The organism is Bradyrhizobium sp. S3.12.5 (assembly GCF_040548225.1).
GTDB lineage: Bacteria > Pseudomonadota > Alphaproteobacteria > Rhizobiales > Xanthobacteraceae > Bradyrhizobium > Bradyrhizobium cytisi.
Genome location: NZ_JBEPRF010000019.1, coordinates 1 through 12,967 on the forward strand (window position 1 = coordinate 1; position 12,967 = coordinate 12,967).

Annotated in this window: 13 protein-coding genes; 4 read left to right on the forward strand and 9 right to left on the reverse strand. The window is 65.1% G+C overall.

The features are described 5' to 3' along the window. Positions 1-117: 117 nt before the first annotated feature. Together nikR and ABIC09_RS25920 are read right to left on the reverse strand one after the other, a co-directional pair. Positions 118-564: a nickel-responsive transcriptional regulator NikR gene (nikR, locus tag ABIC09_RS25915; protein ID WP_148749059.1), complete on the reverse strand. Its 447-nt coding sequence runs from the start codon at positions 562-564 to the stop codon at positions 118-120. Between the two features lie 215 nt (positions 565-779). After that, positions 780-3,230, reverse strand: a complete 2,451-nt coding sequence (locus tag ABIC09_RS25920; protein WP_354111039.1) for a heavy metal translocating P-type ATPase — start codon at positions 3,228-3,230, stop codon at positions 780-782. A 50-nt stretch (positions 3,231-3,280) separates the two neighbouring features. On the opposite strand from ABIC09_RS25920, the gene ABIC09_RS25925 reads away from it, so the two are divergent. After that, positions 3,281-3,556: a metal-sensitive transcriptional regulator gene (locus tag ABIC09_RS25925; RefSeq protein WP_148749057.1), complete on the forward strand. Its 276-nt coding sequence runs from the start codon at positions 3,281-3,283 to the stop codon at positions 3,554-3,556. Between the two features lie 115 nt (positions 3,557-3,671). On the opposite strand, the gene ABIC09_RS25930 is transcribed toward ABIC09_RS25925, so the two are convergent. Further along, positions 3,672-4,640 (reverse strand): YiiX/YebB-like N1pC/P60 family cysteine hydrolase, encoded by a 969-nt coding sequence (locus ABIC09_RS25930; protein ID WP_354111040.1) that lies wholly within the window; start codon positions 4,638-4,640, stop codon positions 3,672-3,674. 188 nt (positions 4,641-4,828) lie between these two features. Between ABIC09_RS25930 and ABIC09_RS25935 the strand changes: the two genes are divergently transcribed. After that, positions 4,829-6,217 (forward strand): flavin monoamine oxidase family protein, encoded by a 1,389-nt coding sequence (locus ABIC09_RS25935; protein ID WP_354111041.1) that lies wholly within the window; start codon positions 4,829-4,831, stop codon positions 6,215-6,217. Between the two features lie 5 nt (positions 6,218-6,222). On the opposite strand, the gene ABIC09_RS25940 is transcribed toward ABIC09_RS25935, so the two are convergent. From ABIC09_RS25940 to pheS, 4 genes are all read right to left on the reverse strand, one after another. Continuing rightward, positions 6,223-6,993 (reverse strand): sulfite exporter TauE/SafE family protein, encoded by a 771-nt coding sequence (locus ABIC09_RS25940; RefSeq protein WP_354031263.1) that lies wholly within the window; start codon positions 6,991-6,993, stop codon positions 6,223-6,225. Then, positions 6,990-9,398, reverse strand: a complete 2,409-nt coding sequence (pheT, locus tag ABIC09_RS25945) for a phenylalanine--tRNA ligase subunit beta (RefSeq protein ID WP_354031264.1) — start codon at positions 9,396-9,398, stop codon at positions 6,990-6,992. The genes ABIC09_RS25940 and pheT overlap by 4 nt, the downstream gene beginning before the upstream one ends. Continuing rightward, positions 9,395-9,865 (reverse strand): endonuclease domain-containing protein, encoded by a 471-nt coding sequence (locus tag ABIC09_RS25950; RefSeq protein WP_354111042.1) that lies wholly within the window; start codon positions 9,863-9,865, stop codon positions 9,395-9,397. Before ABIC09_RS25950 ends, pheT begins: the two co-directional genes overlap by 4 nt. Positions 9,866-9,951: 86 nt before the next feature. Then, positions 9,952-11,034 (reverse strand): phenylalanine--tRNA ligase subunit alpha, encoded by a 1,083-nt coding sequence (gene pheS / locus ABIC09_RS25955; RefSeq protein ID WP_354031265.1) that lies wholly within the window; start codon positions 11,032-11,034, stop codon positions 9,952-9,954. Positions 11,035-11,185: 151 nt separating this feature from the next. On the opposite strand from pheS, the gene ABIC09_RS25960 reads away from it, so the two are divergent. Continuing rightward, positions 11,186-11,614 carry a hypothetical protein gene (locus ABIC09_RS25960; RefSeq protein ID WP_354111101.1) on the forward strand — a complete coding sequence of 143 codons (429 nt, stop codon included), beginning with the start codon at positions 11,186-11,188 and terminating at the stop codon, positions 11,612-11,614. 8 nt (positions 11,615-11,622) lie between these two features. Here ABIC09_RS25960 and rplT read toward each other — a convergent pair whose 3' ends face one another. Both rplT and rpmI read right to left on the reverse strand, forming a co-directional pair. Continuing rightward, the gene (gene rplT, locus ABIC09_RS25965; protein WP_014490867.1) at positions 11,623-11,982 is read right to left on the reverse strand and encodes a 50S ribosomal protein L20; all 360 of its coding nucleotides are present in this window, start codon (positions 11,980-11,982) and stop codon (positions 11,623-11,625) included. Between the two features lie 80 nt (positions 11,983-12,062). After that, complete coding sequence (gene rpmI / locus ABIC09_RS25970; protein ID WP_008539890.1) at positions 12,063-12,263, reverse strand: 50S ribosomal protein L35; 201 nt, start codon at positions 12,261-12,263, stop codon at positions 12,063-12,065. Positions 12,264-12,534: 271 nt separating this feature from the next. Between rpmI and ABIC09_RS25975 the strand changes: the two genes are divergently transcribed. Next, positions 12,535-12,930: a hypothetical protein gene (locus tag ABIC09_RS25975; protein WP_354111043.1), complete on the forward strand. Its 396-nt coding sequence runs from the start codon at positions 12,535-12,537 to the stop codon at positions 12,928-12,930. Positions 12,931-12,967: the final 37 nt, after the last annotated feature.

Genomic DNA, 12,967 nt, shown 5'->3' on the forward strand with positions numbered 1-12,967 from the left:
ACGGCTGGAACCGTCTCGCTGCTACGCTCGAGGGATATGCTCTTGCTAACCAAGAACAAAATCCGGGAATCCCATAGCCCACAAGGGGAGAGGGGACGCACCGTCCTTGCGGCAAGCCTACTCATGCCGATGCCCGTGCTTCCGCACCTTCGCCGGCTTGCTCTCTCCCGTCGGGATCATCACCACACGTCCATAACGTACGCCACGCTCCGCGATGATGTGGTCGGCAAAGTGCCTGACCCCGGCGGCGTCGCCGCGCAGCGCCGTCATCTCCATGCAATTGTTGTCGTCGAGGTGGACGTGCAGGGTCGCCAGCGCGAGGTCGTGGTGGCCGTGGAATTCCTGCACCAGCCGCTTCGAGAGATCGCGCGCGGCGTGGTCGTAGACATAGACGAGGCCGGCGACGCAAGCGCCGCTCTGCGCCGTGTCCTCGCTCGATTGCTGCAGCCCGGCGCGGGCGAGGTCGCGGATAATCTCTGAGCGGTTCTGGTAGCCGCGCGCTTCGGCTGCGGCATCGATCTCCGCCAGCAAATCGTCCTCGATCGTGATCGTAATCCGCTGCATCAGGTCCTCTCCGCGGGTGGCGCTCTTCTTACCTCGCCCCGCTTGCGGGGAGAGGTCGGAATTCAAGCGTAGCTTGAATTCCGGGTGAGGGGGACTCTCCGCGAACGCAACTCTTACCGTCGTTGTGGAAGCAGCCCCTCACCCCAACCCTCTCAGCGCGAGCGAAGCTCGTCGCGACCCCGCGAAGAGCGGGGAGAGGGAGCGCGCCATCATCTTCACAGCCGCGTCGCGCGCAGCCGCAGGGCATTGCCGACCACGCTCACCGAGGACAGCGCCATCGCCGCGGCCGCGATGATCGGCGAGAGCAGTACGCCGAAGGCGGGATAGAGGATGCCGGCGGCAATCGGAATGCCGGCAGCATTATAGATGAAGGCGAAGAACAGGTTCTGCCGGATGTTGCTCATCGTCGCCTGCGACAGTTTTCGGGCGCGGACGATGCCGGTGAGGTCGCCCTTGAGCAGGGTGATGCCCGCGCTCTCCATCGCCACATCAGTGCCGGTGCCCATGGCGATGCCGACCTCGGCCGCCGCCAGCGCTGGTGCATCGTTGATGCCGTCGCCGGCCATCGCGACGCTGCGTCCGGCCTTTTGCAACCTGGTCACGACTGCGCTCTTCTGGTCCGGCAGCACCTCGGCTTCGATATCGGCGATGCCGAGCCTGCGCGCGACGGCTTCGGCCGTGGTGCGGTTGTCGCCGGTCAGCATGATGACCTTGATGCCTTCGGCCGCGAGCGCTTTCAGCGCCTCCGCCGTCGAAGCCTTGACCGGATCGGCGATGGCGAACAGTCCGGCGAGCCTGCCGTCGATCGCCATGTTGATGACGGTGGCGCCGTCGCCACGCAGGCGTTCGGCCTCCGCATCGAGCGTACTGGTGTCGATGCCGATCGATGTCAGGTATTTGGCGTTGCCGAGGACGACAGCCTTGCCATCGACCTTGCCGGTTGCGCCCTTGCCCGTCGGCGAATCGAATTGCTCGACCTGGCCGAGCGTGAGCTGCTTTTCTTTCGCGGCGCGCATGATGGCGTCGGCGAGCGGATGCTCGCTGGCACGCTCGACGCTGGCTGCAAGCCGAAGGATGTCGTCCTCGGCAAAGCCGGCCGGCGGCACGATCGCGACCACTTTCGGCTTGCCCTCGGTCAGCGTGCCGGTCTTGTCGACCACCAGCGTGTCGATTATCTCCATCCGCTCCAGCGCCTCGGCGTTCTTGATCAGAACGCCTCCTTGCGCGCCGCGGCCGACGCCGACCATGATCGACATCGGGGTCGCCAGGCCCAGCGCGCAGGGGCAGGCGATGATCAGCACGCTGACGGCCGCGACGAGGCCGAAGGCGAGCTTCGGCTCCGGGCCGAACCAGGCCCAGGCGGCGAAGGCGATGACAGCGACTGCGATCACGGTCGGCACGAACCAGCCGGCGACCTGGTCCGCCAGCCGCTGGATCGGCGCGCGCGAGCGTTGTGCATCGGCGACCATCTGCACGATCTGCGACAGCAACGTCTCGCGCCCGACCTTGTCGGCGCGCATGATGAAGCTGCCGGATTGGTTGAGCGTGCCGGCGATGACTTTTGCGCCAACCTCCTTGCTGACAGGCATGGATTCGCCTGTCACGAGCGATTCATCGAGCGAGGAGCGGCCCTCGAGAATGGTGCCGTCGACCGGCACTTTTTCGCCGGGACGTACGCGCAGGGAATCGCCGGCGTGCAGAGAGTCGATTTCGACCTCATGCTCGCTGCCATCAGGCTCGACGCGCCGTGCGGTCTTCGGCGCGAGCTGCAACAGCGCCTTGATCGCGCCCGAGGTGGCATCGCGGGCGCGCAGCTCCAGCACCTGGCCGAGCAAAACCAGCACGGTGATGACCGCGGCGGCTTCGAAATAGACGGCGACCGCGCCCTCATGGCCGCGGAAGGTGGTGGGGAAAATCTGCGGCGCGATGGTGCCGATCAGGCTGTAGACATACGCTACCCCCGTGCCCATCGCGATCAGCGTGAACATGTTGAGGTTGCGCGTCAGCAGCGATTGCCAGCCGCGTACCAGGAACGGCCAGCCGGCCCAGAGCACCACGGGTGTCGCGAAGACGAGCTGGATCCAGTTCGACAGCACAGGCTCGATCCAGTTGTGCGGACCCGCCAGGTGTCCGCCCATCTCCAGCACCACGGGCGGCACGGCCAGCGCGCCGCCGATCCAGAACCGCCGCGTCATGTCGGCGAGCTCCGGATTGGGCCCGGTGTCCAGGCTCGCGACCTCCGGCTCCAGCGCCATGCCGCAGATCGGGCAGCTGCCGGGTCCGACCTGGCGGATCTCCGGATGCATTGGGCAAGTATAGATCGTGCCCGCCGGGGTCTCCGGCTCGGGCGTTCTCTCTTTTGCGAGATATTTGGCGGGATCGGCAGCGAATTTAGTGCGGCAGCCGGCCGAGCAGAAATGGAAGGTCTCGCCGTGACGCTCGAAGCGATGCTTTGAGGTCGCGGGATCGACCGTCATGCCACAAACGGGATCGAGGACTTTTGGCGCGGCTGCGCCAAGGTCATGGGCGTGGTGATGGGCATGGCCAGCATGATCGCCGCAGCAGGACGAAGCCGCAGGCTTGGGCGGCGCCGCGGTCTTAGGCGAGCAGCAGCCTCCGGAATGCGTGTCCCCGTCGTGATGGTGCTTGTGGTCCGCGTCGTTCATTCCTGCACTCCGGCCTTGTAACCTATACCCGGTACGGGTATATAGGCGCCATGCGCAAGGACATCAAGGCATCCGTCGGAAAACGTCTCGGCCGGATCGAGGGCCAGGTTCGCGGCCTGTCGAAAATGGTCGAGGAGGACCGCTACTGCATCGACATCGTCACGCAGATCTCGGCAGTGCGCGCCGCACTGCGCCGGGTCGAGGAGGAGGTCTTGAAGGACCACGTCGCCCATTGCGTCGAGCACGCGATCGCAAGCGGGGACAAGGCGGATCAGCGCGAGAAGCTCGCGGAGCTAATGGCGGTGATTGGACGGGCGGAAAGGTAGGGTCTCACCGTCGTCATTGCGAGCGCAGCGAAGCAATCCAGAATCCCTCCGTGGAAGGATTTCTGGATTGCTTCGTCGCTTCGCTCCTCGCAATGACGACGGCGGGAATGATGGTCTAAGCCGCGATCTCTTGCGCCCGCGCACGGTACATCGCGAGCTCGTTCAGCAGCACAAATTGATCGGAGAAGGTGGCGTCTATCTCGGCCACTGCCTCACGCGTCACTTGCTCAGCCGGAATTTCGGCCGGCGTTTCTTCGTCAGCCGCTTCAGGAACGAGCGGCGGCGCACGGAGCGTTTCTGGAAACACACCGAATGAGCCCGCTACCTCCTCGAGCGGCTTTTGCTTGTCGGCCCAGTGCAAGGCTGTGTAGTCGAAGCCGTGCACGATGGTGGGTTTGACCACTTCGAAATAGGGCGAGATGTCGAAGTCGCGGGGCATGTAGAGCGAGGAATCGCGGATGTGCAGGATCTCGCGGCGGGCGGCGCGGCTGCCGGCCTTGGTGATCTTCGGCAGGATCGGATAGCGCACCGCGTCGAACGCCTGCGCGATCAGCGCCGAGCAGATGATCTTGGTCGGATCGCCCGACCCGATCGCAATCATGCGCCGCCGCCATCGCTGCGGTATCGGCAGAGGAAACAGGAAGCGCATCAGATCGATGATGTTCTTGGTGTCGTAGCCGAAGCCGATGCGGTTGATCGCATAGCGGCAGACCGTGGTGCGGTCCTCGTAGGACAGCCCGACCGGGCGGCAGATGCGGGTGTGGTAGGGGAAATATTTCGACAGCGGCGCGGAGGTGACGCCCTCGCCGATATTGGCCTCGATCAGCACATGCGGCTCGCCGTCGGGCTCCACCGCGCCTTCGACCGGACCGACATAGAGTGCGGCATGCGACCAGGTCGACTGCGTCAGATATTTGATGATGCCGGAGATGCGGTTGTTGCCCTCGACCAGCATGACATCGCCGGGCTGGATCACGCCGCGGAGATGCTCGGGGTCGCTCGGCGTGAACGGCTCATAGCCCGGCACCTCCTTCGAGAGGTACGCGGCAATCAACTTGCCGACTGAATCCAGGACCGTCCCCATATCGAACTCCCCCAGGCCTTTCCGGCCGCTTTTTTCCTTCTCTATCATGGTCGAAACGTGTTGCCATTCGGTTCATCAGTCTGTGAGATCAAGCACGATTGATTCACCATGATAGTTGCTGCGCAACATCAGATGCGGCAAGGTTCGCTTGCTGTTCCCGTTCGCTGCAAGTCCCCGGAAACCATGACATGACAATCACGCGCCGCGGCTTCCTATCGGCTTCGGCGGCCTTTGCCGCGATGCCGGTCCTGGGCGCAACGGCCGCGCCGCTGCCGCGCGAGGCTGACATTGTCGTGATCGGTGCGGGTGCGGCTGGAATCGCTGCAGCGCGGCGCGTCATGGCCGCCAATCGCAAGGTCGTCGTGGTGGAGGCGGCCTCGCAAATCGGCGGGCGCTGTATCACTGACAGCACCACATTCGACGTGCCGTTCGATCGCGGCGCGCGCTGGATGCACAATCCCGACACCAACCCGATGATCCGGCTGGCGCGCAGTGCCGGGCTCGATGTGTTCCCGGCACCGTCGGGCCAGAAGATGCGCATCGGCCGCCGCAACGCGCGCGCGGGCGAGACCGAGGAGTTCCTGGCGGCGCTGGTGCGCGCCAATCGTGCCATCGACGAGGCAGCGCGCGGCAAGTTGGATACGTCCTGCGCGTCGGTCCAGCCAAAAGATCTCGGCGATTGGGCGGGCGCCACCGAGTTCGTGCTTGGTGCGAGTTTTGCCGGCAAGGACCTGAAGGAGCTGTCGGCGATCGACAAGGCGCGTGCGCAGGACCGCAATGCCCCGATCGCCTGCCGCCAGGGTCTGGGTACCCTGATCGCCAGGCTCGGCGAGCAGGCGCCGGTTGCGCTTGCGACACCGGCAAGCCGGATTGTCTGGAGCAATCGCGACGTCAGCGTGGAGACGCAAGGAGGGAAGATCGCCGCGCGCGCCGCCATCATCACGGTCTCGACCAATGTGCTCGCCGGCGGCGCGATCAAGTTCGCGCCTGACATCCCCAAGCGCACGCTCGATGCGGCGTCCAAGCTTACGCTCGGCAGTTACGATCACATCGTGCTGCAACTGCCGGGAAATCCGCTCGGGCTCTCGCGCGACGAAATCCTGATCGAGCAGAGCAGCTCGATGCGCACCGCGCTGATGTTCGCCAATATCGGCGGCTCCTCGCTGTGCTCGATCGACGTCGGCGGCTCGTTCGGCCGCGATCTCTCGGAGCAGGGCGAGAGGGCGATGGCGGCCTTCGCAAAGGAGTGGATCACGAAGCTGTTCGGCAGCGAGGCGGTGGCCAATGTGAAGAAGACCGCTGTGACGCGCTGGAACGCCTCGCCCTATGTGATGGGCGCGATGTCGGCGGCCTCGCCCGGCGGCCAGCTGTCGCGAAAAGTCTTGACCGAGCCGATCGGTAACATGTTCCTCGCCGGTGAAGCCACGCATGAAACGCTGTGGGGCACGGTCGACGGCGCCTGGGAAAGCGGCGAGCGCGCCGCGGACGCCGCGCTCCGCAAGATCGGTGCGCTGAAGGATGAGCCGGCCGAAGTGCCGACGCAGTCGACGAAGCGGCGGCGGGCGCCGCGGCAGTAGGCGAACTACCGCAACACCCGGTCCAGCGCGGGCAGCCCGGTGATCACCGCCATCGCAATCAGCGCGTAGCAGATGCCGCGGAATATCGTTTCGCTGGCGCGGCCGAACAGCGATGCGCCGGAGGCGACGCCGATCGCGTAGACCGGGCCGACAATCAGCGACAGCACGAGTGACTCGCGGGAGATCAGACCGGTCGTGGCATAGCTGACCATCGAGAAGAAATCCGACGCGCCGAAGAACAGCACGATATTGGCGCGCGCGACGATGGGAGCAATGGGGCGGCCGAGCCAATAGCCGACGATCGGTGGCCCGCCGGTCTGCGCCAGTCCGCTGCAGAAGCCGGAGAGGCCGCCGATACCGACTGACAGCCAGGCGTGGTCCTTGCCGCGGTAGCGCCAGCCCGACAGCAGTAGCAGCAGCAGCGCGGCCACGAAGCAGGAGATGATCCAGCGCGTGGTGACGGGCTCGAGCACGCTGAGGAAATAGGTGCCGACGGGCACGCCGACCAGTGCGCCCAGCACGATCACTGCGGTCGCCTTGCGGTCGGCCTTTCGCCACGCGTCGGGCAAGAGCGGTGCGGCAGCAACAAAATCGATGACGAGGAGCAGTGCCGCGACCAGCCGCGGTGCTGCGACACTGCTCGCCAGCGGCATGAAGATCAGCGCCGAGCCGAAGCCGGAGAAGCCGCGCGCGGTGCCCGAAACGAAAGCGATGGCGCAGAGCGCCATCGCGATGGTGAGACTGACGTCCTTCGGGAGAAAATCCGCGAGGGTCATCCGCGAAGAGTGCCGGCGGTCTTCTTCGTGACCTCCGCCACGATCTTCGCCGCGACGGCCTCGATCTCCTGATCGGTCAACGTCTTCTCGCGCGGCTGGATCGTCACCGCGATGCCGATCGACTTCTTGCCGTCGTCGATGCCCTTGCCCTCATAGACGTCGAACACGTTGACGCCGGTGATCAGCTTCTTGTCGGCGCCTTGCGCGGCGCGCACGATATCGCCCGCCTTCACGGCGCGGTCGACGATGAAGGCGAAGTCGCGCGACACCGGCTGGAACGCCGACAGCTCGATCAGCGGCTTGGCGCGGGTTGGCTTCTTCTTGGTCTCGGGGATGCGATCGAGGATCACCTCGAACACCATCAGCGGGCCGTCGGCGCCGAGCGCCTCCAGCGCGCGCGGATGCATCTCGCCGAAAGTGCCGAGCACGTTCTGCGGGCCGATCTGGATCGTGCCGGAGCGGCCCGGATGCAGCCAGGCGGGGCCGCCGGCAACGATCTGGAGCGCCTGCATCGGAGCACCGGCCGCAGCCAGCACCGCGAGCGCGTCGGCTTTGGCGTCGAAGACATCGGCCTGCGCTGAGCCCGACCAGTGCCGTCCCAACCCGTCCGACGACGCAAGGCCGCGGCGTACGCCGCTTGCGGCCATGAACTGATCCTGCGGGCGATCGCCCCTGAACACCTGACCGACCTCGAACAGCACGACGTCGCCAAAACCGCGATCGGCATTGGCCTGTGCGGCTGCGACCAGGCCCGGCAGCAGGCTCGGCCGCATGTCCGATAGATCAGCGGCGATCGGGTTGGCGACTTCGAGCTCGCGCTGGCCGCCGCCGAACAATTGTGCCGCGGGCTTGGTGATGAACGACCACGTCACGGCTTCGGTCATGCCGCGGCTCGCGAGTGCGCGCCGCGCGCGGCGGGTGCGAAGCTGCAGTGGCGTCAGCACGGATTTGCGGGCGTCCTCGCCACGCTCGAACGGCGTCATCGGCACCTTGTCGACGCCGTAGATCCGGATGACCTCCTCGACGATGTCGGCCTTCCCGTGCACGTCGGAGCGCCAGGAGGGTACTGCGACCTTCACCACAGGGCCGGGCCCCGCCATCATGAAGCCGAGACGGGTCAGGATGAGCTTCATCTCGACCTGCGGCACCTCGATGCCGGAGAGACGCTTGACCTCGGTGAGCGGGAAATCGATCACGCGATCGTCGCCGAAGGTTTTGCCCACCACGACGTTCTCTGACGGAGTGCCGCCGCACAGCTCCATCACAAGCTTGGTGGCGAGCTCCAGCCCGGGCACCATGAAGGCCGGGTCGACGCCGCGCTCGAAGCGGTAGCGGGCATCCGAGTTGATGCCGAGCTTGCGGCCGGTCTGGGCGACATTGATCTCGTTCCACAGCGCCGATTCGATCAGCACGTCGGTGGTGTTCTCATCGCAGCCCGAGGCTTCGCCGCCCATGATGCCGGCGAGCGATTCGACGCCGTGTTGGTCCGCGATCACGCAGATCGAGGGATCGAGATTGTAGGCGCGGCCGTCGAGCGCGAGCAGCGCCTCGCCGTTGCGGGCGCGGCGCACCACGAGATTGCCAACCACCTTCCTGGCGTCGAACACGTGCAGCGGACGCGCGCGGTCGTAGGTCATGAAGTTGGTGATGTCGACCAGCGCGTTGATCGGGCGCAGGCCGATCGCGGTCAGCCGCTTCTGCAGCCATTCCGGCGACGGGCCGTTCTTGACGCCGCGCACAAGGCGCAGCGCAAAACCCGGGCACAGCGCGGCGTCCTCGACCGTGACCTTCACCGGACACGGGAACTCGCCCTTGATCGGCTTGATCGAGGCGTCCTTGAACTTGCCCATGTCGGCGGCGGCAAGGTCGCGCGCGATGCCGTGCACGCCGGTGCAGTCCTGACGGTTCGGCGTCAGATTGATCTCGATCACGGGATCGCCGAGCGCGGCCCATTCGGCATAGCCGGCGCCGATCGGCGCATCCGCCGGCAATTCCATGATGCCGTCATGGTCGTTGGAGATCTGCAGCTCTGCCGCCGAGCACAGCATGCCGCGGCTCTCGACGCCGCGAATAGTGCCGACACCGAGCGTGATGTCCTTGCCGGGAATGTAGGTGCCGGGCGGAGAGAACACGCTGACGAGCCCGGCGCGCGCATTCGGCGCCCCGCACACGACTTGCACCGGCGCGCCACCGTCACCGGTGTCGACCATGCAGACGCGCAGCCGATCAGCATTGGGATGCTGCTCGGCCGAAATCACCTTCGCAATGGTGAAAGGCTGCAGCGCCTTCGCCTTGTCCTCGATGTTCTCGACCTCGAGCCCGATCATGGTGAGCTTGTCGGCAAGCTTTTCCAGCGGCTCGTCGGTGTCGAGATGATCCTTCAGCCAGGAGAGGGTGAATTTCATGGCTGTGTGCCTCGGCTCTTATCGGTGATGACTGAGTTGCTTTGGTCGGTGTCAGTGTTCCCTCCCCCCTTGTGGGGGAGGGTCAGGGAGGGGGGTAAGCCGCGGGCTCCGGCAGAAGCTGCCTGGCGAATTACCTCAACGACTCCCTCCAAGTTCGTCATCACCTGATCGTTGGTAAAGCGCAGAACCTGAAATCCCTCGGCAGCAAAGAACGCGTCGCGACGTTGATCTGCCTTTTGTCGCTCTTCAAACTCGTGCGACTCCCCGTCGAGCTCGATGATGAGTTTCGAGGAGAAGCACACGAAATCGGCGACGTAATTTCCGATCGGCGTCTGGCGACGGATGCCGACACCATCCATGCGGTTAGCCTTCAGATAGCGCCAGAGCAGTGTTTCGGCGCGCGTCATCGCGCGGCGAAGTTGCTTCGCCCGGCTGCGCTGACGTTCGCTTACAACTGCGTGCGGCATCCGCGGCTACCCCCCTCCCTGACCCTCCCCCACAAGGGGGGAGGGAACGGAGAGAGTCATCGCAAGCCCTTCATTGGGCGCAAACATCACGAGCTCAGCCCCCCGGCAAGTGTCGGCACCTCGAGCGGCTTGAAGCCGTAATGGTTGAGCCAGCGGACGTCGTTGTCGAACAGCTGGCGCAGATCGGCGATGCCGTATTTCAGCATGGCGATGCGGTCGATGCCCATGCCCCAGGCGAAGCCCTGGTACTCATCGGGATCGATGCCGCAGGCGCGCAGCACGTTCGGATGCACCATGCCGCAGCCGAGAATCTCGAGCCAGTCCTCGCCCTCGCCGAAGCGGATCTCGCCCTTGTCGCGGCGGCACTGGATGTCGACTTCCAGCGACGGCTCGGTGAACGGGAAGAACGACGGCCGGAAGCGCATGTTGATGTGGTCGACCTCGAAGAACGCCTTGCAGAACTCGTGCAGGATCCATTTGAGGTGGCCGAGATGCGAGTGCTTGTCGATGACGAGACCTTCGACCTGGTGGAATTGCGGCGTGTGGGTCGCGTCCGAATCGATGCGGTAGGTGCGGCCCGGGCAGATCACGCGGATCGGCGGCTTCTGGGTGAGCATGGTGCGCACCTGCACCGGCGAGGTGTGGGTGCGCAACAGCATGCGCGAGCCGTCCTCCTTCGGATGGAAGAAGAACGTGTCGTGCATCTCGCGCGCCGGATGGCCTTCCGGGAAGTTGAGCCTGGTGAAATTGTAGTCGTCGGTCTCGATGTCGGGACCTTCGGCGACCGAGAATCCCATGTCGGCGAAGATCGTGGTCAGCTCGTCCCAGACCTGGCTCAGCGGATGGATGCGGCCGGCATCAGTTGCCGCATCGCGCAGCGGCAAGGTCACGTCGACGGTCTCCGATGCCAGCCGCGCATCGAGCGCCGCCGACTTCAGCACGTCGCGCCGTGCGGCAAGCGCCTCGGTGACCTTGTCCTTGGCCTGGTTGATCGCCGCGCCTTGCGACTTGCGCTCGTCGGGCGACATCTTGCCGAGCGTGGCAAGCAGCGCCGAGATCGTGCCCTTCTTGCCGAGGGCTGCGACGCGCACCGCTTCGAGCGCGGCTTCGTCGCCGGCGGCGGCGATCTGGTCGAGGATGGATGTTTCGAGCGTTGCGAGGTCGGACACAGTCAAATCCTTAGCTCCAAATTCGGCTGGGTTGTCGCCGCCCGAAGGCCGTAACGTCAAGCAAAAAGCCGGTCATTTCGAGCGTGGGACCAGCTGGGTTGAACCTCGCATGGGGGCCGGGCACCAAGGGGGATACGTGGAGGCCTTTGCGATGCTTTCGAAACGCTGCCTTGCTGTTCTTCTTGCCGTCGTGGCGGTCGTTCTGTCGGTGGCAGGCACCCCGGCGCGCGCCATGGTCTGCATGGACAAATCCATGACGCTGGACGAGGTCGCAGACACCATCAGCGCGCAGAAGAGCTGCGAAAGCGCGATGAAGGTCTTCAGGGATTGCGAACTGACCGCAAGCGGCGATGTCGGGCTCGGTGCTGCCGTCGAAAAGAAATGTGAGGCCGACTTCAAGTCCGGCCTCAACGCCGCGCAGGCGCAGGCCTACCAACGCGAGCTGCGCGTGTGCGACCGCAAGTACCGGAACAAGTCCGGCACCATGTATCTCTCGTTTACGGCATTCTGCCGGGCGGAGGTGGCCCGGCGGCGTTACTCCCACCACGCGCTGAAGGCCGCGGGCCGGAACGCCCGCTAGCGCAAGCCTCAGGCTGCGAGCGCAGCTTTGGCCTTCTCGGCGATCGCCTGGAACGACGCGGGCTCGTGGATCGCGAGATCCGACAGCACCTTGCGGTCCACGGTGATGCCCGACTTGGCGAGACCGTCGATAAATCGGCTGTAGGTCAGGCCGAACGGACGGACGGCAGCGTTGAGGCGCTGGATCCAGAGCGCGCGGAAAGTGCGCTTCTTGCGCTTGCGATCACGGAAGGCGTACTGCTGGGCCTTCTCGACGGCCGGCTTGGCGGCGCGGATGGTGTTCTTGCGGCGGCCGTAGAAACCCTTGGCGGCCTTGTAGACTTTCTTGTGCTTGGCGTGGGCGGTCACACCGCGTTTGACGCGAGACATGACAAAATCCTTCAGAGATGACTTGGTTTTTCGGATCGCCGCTTAAAGCGCGGCAGAGATGGCAATGATCGTGGACGCGGTCAGGCGTTCGGCAAGAAGTACTTCTTGACGTTGTCGCCGTCGGTCTTGAACAGCACGCGGGTGCCGCGGAGCTGACGGATCTGCTTCTTCGTCCGCTTGATCATGCCGTGACGCTTGCCGCGCTGGGCGTGCATCACTTTGCCGGTGGCAGTCACCTTGAAGCGCTTTTTAGCGCCCGATTTGGTCTTCAGCTTGGGCATTTGGCTCTCCTAATGGCCACAGAGTTCCGCCCGCGAAGGCGGCTGGCCGTCAAAATGCTCGTTAGAGCGTTGATTGTGCTCAGGTTTTGCGAACAAGCGCGAAACCCGCACGAAACACCGCCACGGCAGCCCTTAATCAGCCGGGCGATGAAGGTCGGCCTTATGACAGAGGACAGGCCAATTGGCAACGATGAACCGCCGGAACCTGGCCGCCGACTATTGGGGGTTACCACCTCATTGTTCACGTCGTCCCGTCCGGAGCAGGACCAAAATGGCCCATTTTTCCCAATCGATTTTGTCGGTTTTCGCCCGTCCGCGCCACCTGGCGCTATTCGCCGTGCTCGCTGCCGCCGTCCCCTCGGCCGCCGATGCCCGCATCGTCAGTTATGACGGGGTCTGGAATGTCACCTTCGCGACCACCCGCGGCAGTTGCAGCTCCGGTTACAGCGTGCCCTTCACCGTGACCGGCAGCCGGGTGTCGTCCGCCGGCGGCGGCCGGGTGTCCGGCACGATCAATCGCGGCGGTGCTGTCGCGGTCCAGGTGTCGGTCGGCGCCTCCCATGCCAGCGGCGGTGGCCGGCTTGGCGGCGCGGCGGGTGCGGGCTCCTGGAGGGGTATCATCTCTGGCGACGAATGCAGCGGCACCTGGCAGGCAACTCGAACCTGAAAACACAAACGGCCCGCCGGAGATCCGGACGGGCCGT